General features: G+C 72.1%; 14 protein-coding genes. 2 read left to right on the top strand and 12 right to left on the bottom strand.

Going from position 1 to position 14,567, the window contains the following annotated elements:
* From ACZ6ZT_RS31310 to ACZ6ZT_RS31255, 12 genes are all read right to left on the bottom strand, one after another.
* The coding region (locus ACZ6ZT_RS31310) for an ATP-binding cassette domain-containing protein (protein WP_469723556.1) at window positions 1–307 on the bottom strand (307 nt) is incomplete at its 3' end.
* 34 nt (window positions 308–341) lie between these two features.
* A complete protein-coding gene (locus ACZ6ZT_RS31305) occupies window positions 342–1,469 on the bottom strand; it encodes an aliphatic sulfonate ABC transporter substrate-binding protein (protein WP_469723554.1) in 1,128 nt (375 codons plus the stop codon).
* A gap of 215 nt (window positions 1,470–1,684) precedes the next feature.
* Entirely contained in the window at window positions 1,685–3,028 is a 1,344-nt protein-coding gene (locus tag ACZ6ZT_RS31300) for a sulfate adenylyltransferase subunit 1 (protein ID WP_469723552.1), read from the bottom strand.
* A 2-nt stretch (window positions 3,029–3,030) separates the two neighbouring features.
* Window positions 3,031–3,966 carry a sulfate adenylyltransferase subunit CysD gene (cysD, locus tag ACZ6ZT_RS31295; RefSeq protein WP_469723550.1) on the bottom strand — a complete coding sequence of 312 codons (936 nt, stop codon included), beginning with the start codon at window positions 3,964–3,966 and terminating at the stop codon, window positions 3,031–3,033.
* Window positions 3,963–4,508 carry an adenylyl-sulfate kinase gene (cysC, locus tag ACZ6ZT_RS31290; RefSeq protein ID WP_469723565.1) on the bottom strand — a complete coding sequence of 182 codons (546 nt, stop codon included), beginning with the start codon at window positions 4,506–4,508 and terminating at the stop codon, window positions 3,963–3,965. The genes cysD and cysC overlap by 4 nt, the downstream gene beginning before the upstream one ends.
* Window positions 4,509–4,543: 35 nt before the next feature.
* A complete protein-coding gene (locus ACZ6ZT_RS31285) occupies window positions 4,544–5,263 on the bottom strand; it encodes a phosphoadenylyl-sulfate reductase (protein WP_469723549.1) in 720 nt (239 codons plus the stop codon).
* On the bottom strand, window positions 5,260–5,439 hold the full coding sequence (locus ACZ6ZT_RS31280) for a hypothetical protein (RefSeq protein ID WP_469723547.1): 180 nt from the start codon (window positions 5,437–5,439) through the stop codon (window positions 5,260–5,262). Before ACZ6ZT_RS31280 ends, ACZ6ZT_RS31285 begins: the two co-directional genes overlap by 4 nt.
* On the bottom strand, window positions 5,436–7,148 hold the full coding sequence (locus ACZ6ZT_RS31275) for a nitrite/sulfite reductase (RefSeq protein ID WP_469723545.1): 1,713 nt from the start codon (window positions 7,146–7,148) through the stop codon (window positions 5,436–5,438). Before ACZ6ZT_RS31275 ends, ACZ6ZT_RS31280 begins: the two co-directional genes overlap by 4 nt.
* Window positions 7,149–7,363: 215 nt before the next feature.
* Window positions 7,364–7,447, bottom strand: a complete 84-nt coding sequence (locus tag ACZ6ZT_RS31270; protein WP_312847410.1) for a putative leader peptide — start codon at window positions 7,445–7,447, stop codon at window positions 7,364–7,366.
* Between the two features lie 251 nt (window positions 7,448–7,698).
* Complete coding sequence (locus ACZ6ZT_RS31265) at window positions 7,699–8,262, bottom strand: GNAT family N-acetyltransferase (protein WP_469723543.1); 564 nt, start codon at window positions 8,260–8,262, stop codon at window positions 7,699–7,701.
* 13 nt (window positions 8,263–8,275) lie between these two features.
* Window positions 8,276–9,547 (bottom strand): GAF domain-containing protein, encoded by a 1,272-nt coding sequence (locus ACZ6ZT_RS31260; RefSeq protein ID WP_469723564.1) that lies wholly within the window; start codon window positions 9,545–9,547, stop codon window positions 8,276–8,278.
* Between the two features lie 383 nt (window positions 9,548–9,930).
* Window positions 9,931–11,589 (bottom strand): acyl-CoA dehydrogenase family protein, encoded by a 1,659-nt coding sequence (locus tag ACZ6ZT_RS31255; RefSeq protein WP_469723541.1) that lies wholly within the window; start codon window positions 11,587–11,589, stop codon window positions 9,931–9,933.
* A gap of 17 nt (window positions 11,590–11,606) precedes the next feature.
* Between ACZ6ZT_RS31255 and ACZ6ZT_RS31250 the strand changes: the two genes are divergently transcribed.
* On the top strand, window positions 11,607–12,722 hold the full coding sequence (locus tag ACZ6ZT_RS31250) for a YihY/virulence factor BrkB family protein (RefSeq protein ID WP_469723540.1): 1,116 nt from the start codon (window positions 11,607–11,609) through the stop codon (window positions 12,720–12,722).
* A 267-nt stretch (window positions 12,723–12,989) separates the two neighbouring features.
* A complete protein-coding gene (gene rsgA, locus ACZ6ZT_RS31245; RefSeq protein WP_469723538.1) occupies window positions 12,990–14,111 on the top strand; it encodes a ribosome small subunit-dependent GTPase A in 1,122 nt (373 codons plus the stop codon).
* The last annotated feature ends 456 nt before the right edge of the window (window positions 14,112–14,567 follow it).

The following is a 14,567-nucleotide window of genomic DNA, read 5'->3' as shown; positions in this document are numbered from 1 at the left end:
CCGCGGTGAGCCACGGGAACAGGGCGTGCTCCTGGAACATCAGGGCCGGACGGCCGCCGGGGGTCGCGATGGACCCAGCGGACGGCTCGTCCAGTCCCGCGACCAGGTTCAGCAGGGTGGACTTGCCACACCCCGAGGCCCCCAGGAGGGTGACGAACTCGCCGGGGGCGACATCGAGGCTGATGTCGTCCAGGACGAGCTGTGTTCCGGCCGGGCCGGAGAAGGACTTCGAGACGTGCTCGATGCGGGCGGCGTGCGCGTGCTCCGCAACGGTGCCCTCGGCAGCCTTGGCGAGCGTGGTGGCCATGGTCGTCACCTCCTGGGGTCGCTGGACTACGTGCTTACTTGGCGCCGAGACCGGCGTCGGAGACCTCGGGCTTGCCCGCGGCCTTGAGGACCTTGTTCAGGAGCGTCAGGTCGTAGATGCCGGCCAGGTCGGGCTGCTCGATGAGCCGGGCCTTGACCGCCCAGTCGGACTCCGTCTTCAGCGTGGAGGCCAGCGGGTCGTCGGTGACGAGGATCGACGGCCACGCCGGGTCGAGGACCTTCGCGTCCAGGGCCTTGCCGCTGTCAGCGGCCAGCTTGGCGTTGGCGGAGGCCTTCGCCTGGTCGGGGTGGGCGTTGATCCAGTCGTTGGTCTTCACCGTGCCCGCAAGGACGGCCTCGACCACGTCCGGGTGCTCCTTGAGGAACTTCTGCGACACGATGACGTTCGTGATCACGAACTTCTTGTCGGGCCACAGGGAGGTCTCGTCGAGGAGGACGGAACCGCCTTCGGAGACGAGCTTGGAGGCCGTCGGCTCCGGCACCCAGGCACCGTCGATCGAACCCTGCTTGAAGGCGTCCGGGGTGACCTTGTTGTCCGTACGGACCACGGAGACGTCGCCCTTGCCGGACTCCGCGTCGACCTTCCAGCCCTTCTCGGCGATCCAGTTGAGGAACGCGACGTCCTGCGTGTTCCCCTTCTGCGGGGTGGCGATCCGCTTGCCCTTGAGGTCGTCCAGGGTCTTGATCTTGTCCGGGTTCACGACGAGCTTGACGCCGCCCGAGGCGGAGCCGGAGATGATCCGCAGGTTCTGCCCCTTGGACTTCACGTAGCCGTTGAGCGCGGGCGAGGGGCCGATGAAGCCGATGTCGAGAGAGCCGCCGTTGAGGGCCTCGATCTCGGACGGACCGGCGTTGAAGGACTGCGGCTTGACGGCGGTGGCGCCCAGTTCCTTCTGGATCAGGCCCTCCTGGAGGCCGACCAGGGCGGTGGCGTGCGTCAGGTTCGGGAAGTACCCGATGCGGACCTCGGGGGCCGAAAGCTTCTTGGCGCCGGTCGCGGCGGCGGGTGCCGTCTTGTCCTCCGCCTTGTCGGTCTGGGAGCCGTAGCCGCAGGAGGCGAGGACGCCGATCAGCAGCGGCAGGGCGGCAGCGGCGACGACGCCGCGGCGCGGGGACTTGCGGGTGGGGCGGATGGCAGGCACGGGAGGGCTTCCTCTCGTGACGTGGTCATCTCATGACGCACGTCTTCGTCGGTGGAACGGGGGCAGGTGGGGCTCGTGGGGGGTGAGGGCGCGCATGCGGTGCGCGTACGTCATCACGCACATCGCGCCACCCCTCCCTGGCCACTGCCGAGGGTGCCGCTGCCCACGCGGCCGCCCTCCTTCGCGAAGGTGGAGTACAGATCGGCGATCATGATCTAGAAGTCCCACCCTTCTTCGTCCGCCTGGACGGCCGTATCGGCCTGGGAGGCGAAGGACTCGCCCGCCATGCCCGCCGCCAGAGTGGTTCCGTCGGCCGGGTCGATCAGCAGGAAGGACCCGGTGCGGCGCGAGTCGGCGTACGCGTCGAGGGCGAGCGGTTCGGCGGTCCGGACGACCACACGGCCGATGTCGTTGGCCACCAGCCGGCCGGGGTTCGGGTGCTGGGACAGGTCGTCCAGGGTCAGCCGCGAGGGGATCTCCTTGACGATCGCCTTGACCGTGCGCGTCGTGTGCTTGATCAGCACCCGGGCGCCCACCGACAGGGGCTGGTCCGCCACGTGGCAGACCGTGGCCTCGACGTCCTGGGTGGTGGCCGGGGCGCTCGCGGACGGCGCGATCAGGTCACCGCGCGAGATGTCGATGTCGTCGGCCAGGCGCAGGGTCACCGACTGCGGGGCCCAGGCGATGTCCACGCTCTCGCCGAGCGCGTCGATGCCCACGATGGTGCTGGTGCGGCCGGACGGCAGGACGGTGACGGCTTCGCCGACGCGCAGGACGCCGGAGGCGATCTGGCCCGCGTAGCCCCGGTAGTCGGGGTGCTCGGCGGACTGGGGGCGGATCACGTACTGCACGGGGAAGCGGGCCGGGCAGGCGGTGAGGTCGTGGCTGACCGGGACGGTCTCCAGGTGCTCCAGCACCGTCGGGCCGCCGTACCAGTCCATGTGGGAGGACGGTTCGACGACGTTGTCCCCGGCCAGGGCCGAGATCGGGATCGCGGTGATCTCCGGCACGCCCAGGTCGGAGGCGTAGGCGGTGAACTCCTCGGCGATCGCCGCGAAGACCTTCTCCTCGTAGCCGACCAGGTCCATCTTGTTGACGGCGAGGACGACGTGGGGGACGCGCAGGAGGGCGGCGACGGCGGCGTGGCGGCGGGTCTGCTCGATGACGCCGTTGCGGGCGTCGACCAGGACCACGGCGAGGTCGGCGGTGGAGGCGCCGGTGACCATGTTGCGGGTGTACTGCACGTGCCCGGGGGTGTCGGCGAGGATGAACCGGCGGCGGGCGGTGGCGAAGTAGCGGTAGGCCACGTCGATGGTGATGCCCTGCTCGCGTTCGGCGCGCAGGCCGTCGGTGAGGAGGGCGAGGTCGGGGGCTTCCTGGCCGCGCCGGGCGGAGGCGGCTTCGACGGCTTCCATCTGGTCGGTCAGGACCGATTTGGAGTCGTGCAGGAGCCGGCCGACCAGGGTGGACTTGCCGTCGTCGACGGAACCGGCGGTCGCGAAACGCAGCAGCGTGGTCGCCGAGAGGTCGGCGAACTGCTCGGTGGTGGTGGAGGTCATGGCTAGAAGTACCCTTCGCGCTTGCGGTCTTCCATCGCGGCCTCGGACATCTTGTCGTCGGCGCGGGTCGCGCCCCGCTCGGTGAGGCGGGAGACGGCGATCTCGGCGATCACGGCGTCCAGCGTGGCGGCGTCGGAGTCGACGGCGCCGGTGCAGGACATGTCGCCGACGGTGCGGTAGCGGATGAGACGCGTCTCGGGCGTCTCGCCCTCCTTGGGACCGCCCCAGTCGCCGGCCGTCAGCCACATGCCGCCCCGCTGGAAGACCTCGCGCTCGTGGGCGAAGTAGATCTGCGGCAGTGCGATGCCCTCGCGGGCGATGTACTGCCAGACGTCCAGCTCGGTCCAGTTGGACAGCGGGAAGACGCGCACGTGCTCGCCCGGGGCGTGGCGGCCGTTGTAGAGCTGCCACAGCTCGGGGCGCTGGCGGCGCGGGTCCCACTGGGAGAACTCGTCGCGCAGGCTGAACACCCGTTCCTTGGCGCGGGCCTTCTCCTCGTCGCGGCGGCCGCCGCCGAAGACGGCGTCGAACTTCAGCCGCTGGATCGCCTCGGTCAGCGGGAGGGTCTGGAGCGGGTTGCGGGTGCCGTCGGGGCGCTCGCGGAGCGTCCCGGCGTCGATGTACTCCTGGACGGAGGCCACGTGCAGGCGCAGGCCGTGCTCGGCGACCGTGCGGTCGCGGTACTCCAGGACCTCGGGGAAGTTGTGGCCCGTGTCGACGTGCAGCAGCGTGAAGGGCACCGGCGCGGGCGCGAACGCCTTCAGCGCCAGGTGCAGCATGACGATGGAGTCCTTGCCGCCGGAGAAGAGGATCACCGGCTTCTCGAACTCGCCCGCCACCTCGCGGAAGATGTGCACGGCCTCGGATTCGAGGGCGTCGAGGTGCGACAGCGCGTAGGGCGCGTCGGTCCCTTCGTGCAGGTGGGCGACGGTGGTCATGCCAGACCCCTCTCGGTGAGCAGCGCGTGCAGGGCCGAAGCCGACTCCCGCACGGTCTGCGTGTGCGACTCGATGCGCAGGTCCGGGGTTTGCGGTGCCTCGTAGGGGTCGTCGACCCCGGTCAGCCCGGTGATCTCGCCCGCCGCCTGCTTGGCGTACAGGCCCTTCACGTCACGTACGGAGCAGACTTCGACCGGGGTCGCGACGTGCACTTCCAGGTACGGGGTGCCCTCGGCGGCGTGCCGCTTGCGGACGGCCTCCCGGCTGTCCGCGAACGGCGCGATCACCGGGACCAGGGCCTTGACGCCGTTGCGCGCGAGGAGCTCGGCGACGAAGCCGATCCGCTGCACGTTCGTGTGCCGGTCCTCACGGCTGAAACCGAGCCCGGCCGAGAGGAACTCGCGGATCTCGTCCCCGTCCAGGACCTCCACCCGGTGGCCCTCAGCGCGCAGCCGGTCGGCCAGCGCGTAGGCGATGGTGGTCTTCCCGGCGCTCGGCAGCCCGGTCAGCCACACGGTGGCGCCCTGGTCGCTCACGCTCATCTGCTTCTTCTCCGTTGGTTCTTCGCTCGTCGTCATCAGCCGTGCAGTCCGCACTCGGTCTTGCCCCGCCCCGCCCACCGGCCGGCCCGCGCGTCCTCGCCCGCCGCCACCCGGCGGGTGCACGGGGCGCAGCCGACGGAGGCGTAGCCGTCCATCAGCAGCGGGTTGGTCAGCACACCGTGTTCCGCGACGTACGCGTCCACGTCGCCCTGGCTCCAGCGGGCGATCGGGGAGACCTTGACCTTCCGCCGCCGCTCGTCCCAGCCCACCACCGGGGTGTTCGCCCGGGTCGGGGACTCGTCCCGGCGCAGACCCGTCGCCCACGCCTCGTACGCCGTCAGGCCCTCTTCCAGCGGCCTGACCTTGCGCAGCGCGCAGCACAGGTCCGGATCACGGTCATGCAGCCGGGCACCGTACGCGGCGTCCTGCTCGGCGACGCTCTGGCGCGGGGTGAGGGTGATGACGTTCACGTCCATCACCGCGTCCACCGCGTCCCGCGTCCCGATCGTCTCCTCGAAGTGATAACCCGTGTCGAGGAACACCACGTCCACACCCGGGAAGGCGCGGGAGGCCAGGTGCGCGACGACCGCGTCCTCCATGGAGGAGGTCACGCAGAACTTGCTCCCGAAGGTCTCGGCGGCCCAGGTGAGGATCTCCAGCGCGGAGGCGTCCTCCAGCTCCCGGCCCGCCCGCTCGGCCAGTGCCCGCAGGTCGTCGGTCTCCTGAGGTGCCTGTGGCGTCTGAGGTGTCGTCATATCTCGTCCCCTCCAACGGAGTTGGTCTGAACACCCCGGGCCAGCAGCCCGAGGTACTTCAGCTGGAAGGCCCGGTTGCAGGCGCGGCATTCCCAGGCGCCGTGACCGGTTTCGTTCGGGAACAGGTCCTCGTCGCCGCAGTAGGGGCAGTAGAACGGTGCGGCGCGCTCGCTCACGACAGGTCCTCGTCGCCGGCGCGGGTGACCCAGGCGGCGAAGCGCTCGCCGTCCTCGCGCTGCTCCTCGAAGCGGGTGACGACACGCTCGACGTAGTCCGGCAGGCCGGCCGAGGTGACCTTGAGGCCGCGGACCTTGCGGCCGAAGCCGGCCTTCAGGCCGAGGGCGCCGCCCAGGTGGACCTGGTAGCCCTCCACCTGGTTGCCGTCGTCGTCCAGGACCAGCTGGCCCTTGAGACCGATGTCCGCCACCTGGATACGGGCGCAGGCGTTCGGGCAGCCGTTGATGTTGATGGTGATCGGCTCGGCGAAGTCGGGCAGGCGCCGCTCCAGCTCGTCGATCAGCGAGGCGCCGCGCGCCTTGGTCTCGACGATGGCCAGCTTGCAGAACTCGATGCCGGTGCAGGCCATCGTGCCGCGGCGGAACGGGGACGGCTGGACGCGCAGGTCCAGTGCCTCCAGGGCCGCGACGAGCGAGTCCACCTGGCCGGCCTCGATGTCGAGCACGATCATCTTCTGCTCGGCGGTGGTGCGCAGGCGGCCGGAGCCGTGCTGCTCGGCGACGTCGGCGATCTTGGTGAGGGTGGCGCCGTCGACGCGGCCGACGCGGGGCGCGAAGCCGACGTAGAACCGGCCGTCCTGCTGCCGGTGCACGCCGACGTGGTCGCGCCACTGGCCGCTGGGCTGCTCGGGCGCGGGGCCGTCGGTCAGCTTGCGCCGCAGGTACTCGTCCTCCAGGACCTGGCGGAACTTGGCCGGGCCCCAGTCGGCGACGAGGAACTTCAGGCGGGCGCGGGTGCGCAGACGGCGGTAGCCGTAGTCGCGGAAGATCGAGATGACGCCCTCGTAGACGTCCGGGACCTCGTCGAGGGAGACCCAGGTGCCCAGCCGGACGCCGAGCTTGGGGTTGGTGGAGAGGCCGCCGCCGACCCAGACGTCGAAGCCGGGGCCGTGCTCGGGGTGGTGCACGCCGACGAAGGCGATGTCGTTGATCTCGTGCGCGACGTCGAGCAGCGGCGAGCCGGAGACCGCCGACTTGAACTTGCGGGGCAGGTTCGAGAAGTCCTTGTTGCCGACGATGCGGCGGTAGATCTCCTCGATGGCGGGCGTGCCGTCGATGATCTCGTCCTCGGCGATGCCGGCGACGGGCGAGCCGAGGATGACGCGGGGCGTGTCGCCGCAGGCCTCGGTGGTGGACAGGCCGACGGCCTCCAGCCGGCGCCAGATCTCGGGGACGTCCTCGATGCGGATCCAGTGGTACTGCACGTTCTGGCGGTCCGTGAGGTCCGCGGTGCCGCGGGCGAACTCCTGGGAGATCTCGCCGATGACGCGGAGCTGCTCGGTGGTCAGCCGGCCGCCGTCGATGCGGACGCGCAGCATGAAGTACTTGTCGTCCAGCTCCTCCGGCTCCAGGATCGCGGTCTTGCCGCCGTCGATCCCGGGCTTGCGCTGGGTGTAGAGGCCCCACCAGCGCATCCGGCCGCGCAGGTCGTTGGGGTCGATCGAGTCGAAGCCCGACTTGGAGTAGATCGTCTCAATGCGTGTCCGCACGTTGAGACCGTCGTCGTCCCTCTTGAACTGCTCGTTGCCGTTGAGGGGCGTGTGGTGTCCGACGGCCCACTGGCCCTCGCCGCGGTGACGGCCGGTCTTGCGGCGCGCGGCGGCTGCGGCAGCGGGTGCGGCTGCGGGCGTTTCGGGGGTGGCGGCCATGACGGGTACGTCCTTCTTCAACGGCTCAAGGCAAGGGCAGGGGGAGCGGCGGCGTGACCCCTGGCATGCTGGCGACTCTGAGCAGGTGTGGCTGATCGCCGCCCTTTGACCGGGTTTGCCGGTGCCTGGGGGCGGTTTCGGCCTTCAGGGGACTGCGGGTGATCGACGCGTCCGCGGAGCGGGACGACGGCGATGTGCGGCGGTGGCTGGTTCCGTCAGCGCGCCGGACAGATGGCGCTGGACATGCGGCCGAGGTCGACGTGCCGCCGACTCACCAAGGCAATTCCAGCTCCATTCATGGCGGAAGCGTGTCATGGCCCGATTGGAGGAGTCCACTACTGTCCATGATGTGGACGAAGTCGTCCCGGATCGTGGGATGACGTGACGGGGGTCACCTCGGGGACGGCATTCGCGCAGGTGGGGAGGGGGGCCGGGACCCCGGCCGGAGACCGCCCGGAGGGGCGCATTCCGGCCGGGCCGCCGCGGGGCGGCGGGGGCGGGGGCCGGGGGAGGCGCGCCGGGGAGGGGTGTGCGGCTGGCCCCCGGAGGGTTACGCGCCGGGCCAGGGGCCCGGGGTGGGGGTGTCCTGCTTCTCCTCCGTCTCGGTCCTGAAGACCTCGAAGCCCCGGCGCCGGTAGTTGTCCATCGCCGTCGGCCCGTCCTGGCTGCACGTGTGCACCCAGACCCGGCGGGTCCGCTCGCGGCCGGGCCAGCGGTCCGCGAGGTCCCAGGCGCGCTCGGTGCCGACCGTCAGCAGGTGACCACCGATCCGGCGGCCCCGGAAGTCCGGCAGCAGCCCGAAGTACATGATCTCCACCACCCCGTCGGGCTGCGGGTCCAGCTCCATGTACCCGGCCGGGGTGCCCCGGTCGTACGCCACCCAGGTCTCCACGCCCGGCCGCCCCAGCCACTCCACCCACTGCGCGCGGGTCAGCGACAGCCGGTCCGTCCAGTGGATGTCCCCGCCCACCGAGGCGTACAGGAACCGGCTGAACTCCGGGGAGGGGACCTCGGCGCGCTCGACGCGGATCTCGGGGCCGGGCACGGCCGCCGGGACGAGGTCCCCGGGGGACGTCATTTCGAGGGACCAGGTGGTCAGGGTGTTGGTGCTCATGCGTTTCAGGGAATCACACGCCCCGGGAGCCCCCTGCGCCCCCGCCCCCGAGGCGGGCCCGGACCACGGCCGGCGCCGTCGAGTGGGGCAGCAGCCGGGCCGGGTCCTCGGGGCGGATCAGCTCCACCTCCACGTCCTCCGCGAACCGGTACGGCCGGTGGCTCAGCACCCCGGCGAGGTGCCGGCGGACCCGGGACAGCTCGGCGCGGACCGTCACGGTACGGGTCGGGTCCCCGAAGAGCTCCGTGGCCAGCTCGGCGGCGGTGCGCCCGCGCGGGCTCTCCGCCAGCAGGAACAGCAGCTCCGCGTGGCGCGGGCTCAGCTCCTGGGACCAGCTGCCCGCGGCCCCGTACACGGTCGCCGACCAGGAGCGGGGCCGGCTGAGGTCCAGCACGACCCGGCTCACGGCGGGCGCGGCGGCGGAGGTGTCCACCAGCCGCAGCAGCCAGCCGCCGGGCAGCGGCTCGGCCACGCAGTCCCCGAGCTGCGGGATCCACAGCCGCCCGGGCCCGAGCCCCTTCGGCAGCGGCATCCGGTCGGCGGGTGCCAGCCCGGTGACGGCCGCCGTCCAGCCGTGCGGGTCCACGGCGACGGCCCGGCCGGGCAGCCGGGCCAGCAGCGGGGCCGCGACGGCCCGCAGCCGCTCCAGGGACTCCAGGTGCCGCACCCGCAGCTCGCGCTCGGCCAGCCGGGCCACGGAGCTGACCCAGGCCAGGGTCGCCGGGTGCATGGTGGCCAGCGGCCCGCTCACGTCGACCACCCCCAGCAGCTGCCCGTCCCGTGGATCGCGTACGGGCGCCCCCGCGCAGGTCCAGTCGTGGTGGCTGGAGACGAAGTGCTCGGCGGAGAACACCTGCACCGGCCGCCGGGTCACCAGCGCGGTGCCCACCCCGTTGGTGCCGACCACCGCCTCGTCCCAGTCGGCCCCCACCGCGAAACCCAGCCGGTCCGCCTTGCGCAGGATCGAGCTGTGCCCCTCCCGCCACAGCAGCCGGCCGTCGGCGTCGGCGACGACCATGATGTGCAGGGCCTCGTCGAGCGTGGGCAGCAGCCCCTCGCGCAGCACGGGCAGCACCTCCCGCAGCGGGGAGACCTGCCGGCGCTCCTCGGTCTCCGCCGCCGACAGCAGCCGGGAGCGGGCGTCCCGGTCGGGGTGCACCCCGCCGGCCAGCATCCGCCGCCAGGACTCGGCGATCTCCGGGCGGGGCGCGGCCGGGGGCCGGTCTCCGGCCAGGGCGGCCGCCCGTACCCCCTTGAGCAGACGCGCCGCCTTCCGCGCGTCCATGGCCGAGATGCGTGCCACGTCGACCGTGCTGCCTGCGGTGTTGGCCACCGGAACCTCCCCGTGCTGAACAGGACGTACTGCGCGGGCCCCCCGGGCTCCGTCCGTGCATCTTCCCCGGGCACGTGCGGCGGGCGGCCCGCCGACCGGGGGTCCGCAGGGTTGCAACGGTATGCAACCCTCGCCAACCCCCGGTCACCCGACCGAAACTATCGGCACGCCGCCGAGCGGCGTGACAGCTCCTTCCTCGGGGCTTCTCGGATCGCGGGGTGGCGCCGAGTCGGCGCGGCGCCACCCCCCGGTCCCACCTTCACGGGCCGGATCCCGGCGCTGAGCGGTTCGGGCCGCAGTGGTTTGGGGACCACGGCCGCCCAGGGGGACCGCCCTCAGCCCGCGATCCGCGCCCGTGCCACCACCGCCCCCAGATCCAGGGTGTGCGGCAGCGTCCCGAAGGCCGCGCCCCAGTCCCCGCCCAGCCGTGAGGCGCAGAACGCGTCGGCCACCTCCGGCGGCGCCCACCGCACCAGCAGCGAACCCTGGAGCACCAGCGCCATCCGCTCCACCACCCGGCGGGCCCGCGCCTGGATCCCGTCGAGGTCGGCCAGGTCGGTCAGCAGGTCCTTGATCGCCGCGTCCAGCCGGTGGTCGGCGCCCCGGGCCAGGCCGACCTCCCGGAGGAACGCGTTCAGTGCCTGCGGCTCGCGCTGGAGGGCGCGCAGCACGTCCAGCGCCTGGACGTTGCCCGACCCCTCCCAGATGGAGTTGACCGGGGATTCGCGCAGCAGGCGGGGCAGCCCGGACTCCTCGACGTAGCCGTTGCCGCCCAGGCACTCCAGGGCCTCGGCGACCATCGGCGTACAGCGCTTGGTCACCCAGTACTTGGCCGTGGGCACCGCGAGGCGCAGGAAGGCCCGCTCCTGCTCCGATCCGGCCCCGTCGGCGGCGTCCTGGGCGGCCGCGAGGCGCAGGGTGAGGGCGGTCGCCGCCTCCGACTCCAGGGCGAGGTCGGCGAGGACGTTGCGCATCAGCGGCTGGTCGACGAGTCGCGCCCCGAAAGCGGAGCGGTACTCCGCGTGGTGGACGGCCTGCGTCAGCGCCTGGCGCATCAGCGACGCCGAACCGATCACGCAGTCCATCCGGGTCGCCGCGACCATCTCGATGATGGTCCGCACCCCCCGGCCCTCCTCGCCCACCCGCCGGGCCCACGTCGTCCCGTCGAACTCGATCTCGCTCGACGCGTTCGACTTGTTGCCCAGCTTGTCCTTCAGCCGCTGGATCGCGAACGCGTTGCGCGTCCCGTCCGGCAGCACCCGGGGCACCAGGAAGCAGGTCAGCCCGCCCGGCGCCTGCGCCAGCACCAGGAAGGCGTCCGACATGGGCGCCGAGCAGAACCACTTGTGCCCCGTCAGCACGTACGCGCCGTCGGTGCCCAGCGGCGCCGCCACCGTCGTGTTCGCCCGGACGTCGCTGCCGCCCTGCTTCTCCGTCATGCCCATCCCGAAGAGCACCCCGGCCTTCTCGGCGGCCGGGCGCAGCCCCTCCTCGTACACGTGCGAGGTCAGCCGGGGCTCCCACTCCGCGGCCAGCTCCGGGTCGGTGCGCAGCGCCGGCACGGCGGCGTGCGTCATCGAGACCGGGCAGCCGTGCCCCGACTCGGCCTGCGACCAGAGGAAGAAGCCCGCCGCGCGCCGCAGGTGGCCCGCCGGGCGCCCCCAGGCGTCGGTGAGCCCCGAGGACACCGCGTGCCCGAGCAGACGGTGCCAGGCCGGGTGGAATTCGACCTCGTCGATCCGGTTCCCGTACCGGTCGTGCGTACGCAGGACCGGCGGGTTCTCGTTCGCCTGCCGGCCCCACTCCTGGGCCTCGGCGGAGCCCGCGGCCCGCCCCAGCGCGGTGAGCTCCCCCGTCACCTCGGCGCGGAGCCCGGGCGCCGCGTCGGCGAGGTGCCGCTCGACGCCTTCGGTGAGGGCGCGGTCGCCGAGGTAGACCTCGTGGCCCACGAGCGGCGGGACCTGATTGCTGACTGTGTGGGTGGTGGCTGCCATGCGGATACCGTAAGGACGTGCAGCCAGCAAAAGAAACACCCGAGCGGATCCCAGGACGGCTCCACCGGGCCCGCGCCGTCTATCGCAACGTCTCCAAGCGAAAGATGGCCTGGCTGCTGCTCAAAGACACCGTCAACTCGTGCATCGAGTACCGCATCCTCGGGCTCGCGGCCGAGGCGGCCTTCTTCACCCTGCTCTCCCTGCCGCCGCTCTTCCTCGGCCTGCTGGGCCTCCTCGGCTATGTGGACGGCTGGACGGACACCCAGTCCGTGCAGAGCATCGAGGAGAACATCCTGCGCGCGGTCGGCACCGTCCTGTCCGACCGGGGCGTCAACGACATCGCGAAACCCATGCTCGACGACGTCACCAGCCGCGGCCGGCCCGACCTGATCTCGCTGGGCTTCGCCTTCGCCCTGTGGTCGGGATCGCGCGCCGTCAACGTCTTCATCGACACCATCACCGTCATGTACGGGCTCGACGGACAGCGGGGCATCGTCAAGACCCGGCTGCTCGCCTTCCTCCTGTACGTGGCCGCCCTGCTGATCGGCGCGATCGTGCTGCCGCTGATGGTCGTCGGCCCCGACGCGGTGGTCCGGCTGGTGCCGTGGAGCACGGAGGTGATCGCGGTCCTGTACTGGCCCACGGTCACCCTGCTCTCCATCGCCTTCCTGACCACCCTCTACCACGTGTCCGTCCCCGTCCGCTCGCCGTGGATCGAGGACGTGCCGGGGGCGCTGGTGGCGCTGGCCATGTGGGTCCTGGGCTCGTTCCTGCTGCGGATCTACCTGACCAACACCGTGGAGGGGCCGACGATCTACGGCTCCCTCGCCGCGCCCGTCGCGATCCTGCTGTGGATCGGCATCTCGGCCTTCGCGGTGCTCGTCGGCGCGGCCGTCAACGCCGCCATCGACCGGGTCTGGCCGTCGGTCGCCACGGCGGCGGCCCGCGAGGCCAACGAACGCGTCCGCGAGGCCGAAGCCGCCCAACTGGTGGCCCGCGCCGCCGCCTGGCGGGCCCTGGCGGAGGGGGAGTCCGAGGACGACGAGGACGCCGGAATGCCCTCGGAATTCCCGGAACGCTGGTCAAAGTTCCTCCCCCCGGAGGACTACACGTCCCGGTTGCGCAAGCACTGAGCGGACGTCTGCGGGTGGCCTGATCCGCACGTTCGAAGAAGGCCGGAAAAAATCGGTGGCGCCCTCGGGCGGCGGCCCTTTACGGTTCGGGAGTCGAGAACGCAGAGGAATCAGGAGGTGAGGACATTGATGACTGTCACGGAGACGGGCACGGCCCGCATTCAGGAGTTCATCATCGTTTCCACCTCCGTGGCCTCCGGCTGACCACACACTTTGCCGCGCGCCGACGTGCGCGTGTTGCCGGGGCCGCCCTGTGAAGGGTTTCCCTTGTCGTCTTCGCTTTCTTCCGATCTCTTCTCTTCTTCCTCCTCCCTTCCGCATGCTCTCGTGCCCTTTGGGTGGGACGACGCGTGGGCCGCGGAGTTCGCCCCGTACGCCGATCAGGGACTGCTCCCGGGCCGGGTCGTGCGGGTGGACCGGGGGCAGTGCGATGTCGTGACCGCGGATGGCGTCGTGCGTGCCGACACCGCGTTCGTCACCCCGCACGACCCGCTGCGCGTCATCTGCACCGGTGACTGGGCCGCCGTCGAGGCCGGCGGGAACCCGCGCTACGTGAAGGCGTATCTGCCGCGCCGGACCGCCTTCGTGCGGTCCACCTCCTCGCAGCGTTCGGAGGGGCAGATCCTCGCCGCCAACGTCGACCACGCGATCATCGCCGTCTCGCTCGCGGTCGAGCTCGACCTGGGCCGTATCGAGCGGTTCCTCGCGCTGGCCTGGGAGTCGGGGGCGCAGCCCCTCGTCGTCCTGACCAAGGCCGACCTGGTGCCGGACCCGGCCGTTCTCGCCCACCTCGTCCAGGACGTGGAGGCCGCCGCGCCCGGCGTCCAGGTGCTCACCGTCTCCTCCCACACGGGGGAGGGCACCGACGTGCTCGCGGCGGTCGTCGGCGACGGTACGAGCGTGCTGCTCGGGATTTCCGGCGCCGGCAAGTCCACGCTGGCGAACGCGCTGCTGGGGTCGGACGTCATGGAGGTGCAGGAGACCCGTGACGTCGACGGCAAGGGCCGTCACACCACCACCACCCGCAACCTTCTGGTGCTGCCCGGCGGGGGAGTCCTGATCGACACCCCCGGGCTGCGGGGGGTGGGTCTCTTCGACGCGGAGGCGGGGGTCGGACAGGTCTTCTCGGAGATCGAGGAGTACGCGGCCCGTTGCCGTTTCCACGACTGCGCGCACGAGGCGGAGCCGGGGTGTGCGGTGTTGGCGGCGGTGGAGTCGGGGGAGCTGCCGGAGCGCCGGCTGGAGAGCTACCGGAAGCTGCTGCGGGAGAACCAGCGGATCGTCGCCAAGACGGATGCGCGGTTGCGGGCGGAGCTGCGGCGGGACTGGCGGGTGAAGTCGGCGGAGGGGCGGGCGAATTATGCGGCGAAGCGGGGTGGGCGGGTGTGAGCCCTTTTTGATGCGCCGGGCCCCTTTCCGACGCGCCGCTTGCACGGCTCGGCCGCGGGCGGCCTCCCCGGCTGCGCGGCGCTGTGCCGGACTCCGTCCGTCGGGCTGACGGGCGGGGCCGGTGGCCGTGGTGGGGGCGGGTTGTCGCGTGCGGGTGGTTGCCGCTGCGCGGGGCTGTCCCCTACCCGCCCTTCCACCGTTCCCGCCTCAAGCGCCGGCGCGGCTCACTACACGGCGCTTCGCGCCCGCGCCTCAAGCGCCGGCGGGGCTGGGATTGCCCTGCGGGCAATCCCAGCCCCTGCGGCGCGACCTGGCTCCGTTGGCACAACCCAGCCTCGCTGGCGTTGAGGCGCGGGGGTCCGGGGGCCGGCCCCCGGCAGCGGCGCGCATCGTCCAGGCCTGTCGGGGGCGGCTCCCGGCGCGGGGCCCGCCCCCGCCCCCGCCCCCGGGGCCGGG

It is taken from the genome of Streptomyces sp. NPDC102258 (genome assembly GCF_055584685.1).
This window is presented reverse-complemented; position numbering and strand designations above follow the sequence as displayed.

Excerpts from the sequence above, each read along its gene's own strand:
- ACZ6ZT_RS31300 (WP_469723552.1), bottom strand. The coding sequence starts at position 3,028 with ATGACCTCCACCACCACCGAGCAGTTCGCCGACCTCTCGGCGACCACG.
- cysD (WP_469723550.1), bottom strand. The coding sequence starts at position 3,966 with ATGACCACCGTCGCCCACCTGCACGAAGGGACCGACGCGCCCTACGCG.
- cysC (WP_469723565.1), bottom strand. The coding sequence starts at position 4,508 with ATGAGCGTGAGCGACCAGGGCGCCACCGTGTGGCTGACCGGGCTGCCG.
- ACZ6ZT_RS31285 (WP_469723549.1), bottom strand. The coding sequence starts at position 5,263 with ATGACGACACCTCAGACGCCACAGGCACCTCAGGAGACCGACGACCTG.
- ACZ6ZT_RS31275 (WP_469723545.1), bottom strand. The coding sequence starts at position 7,148 with ATGGCCGCCACCCCCGAAACGCCCGCAGCCGCACCCGCTGCCGCAGCC.
- ACZ6ZT_RS31270 (WP_312847410.1), bottom strand. The coding sequence starts at position 7,447 with ATGAATGGAGCTGGAATTGCCTTGGTGAGTCGGCGGCACGTCGACCTC.
- ACZ6ZT_RS31265 (WP_469723543.1), bottom strand. The coding sequence starts at position 8,262 with ATGAGCACCAACACCCTGACCACCTGGTCCCTCGAAATGACGTCCCCC.
- ACZ6ZT_RS31260 (WP_469723564.1), bottom strand. The coding sequence starts at position 9,547 with ATGGACGCGCGGAAGGCGGCGCGTCTGCTCAAGGGGGTACGGGCGGCC.
- ACZ6ZT_RS31255 (WP_469723541.1), bottom strand. The coding sequence starts at position 11,589 with ATGGCAGCCACCACCCACACAGTCAGCAATCAGGTCCCGCCGCTCGTG.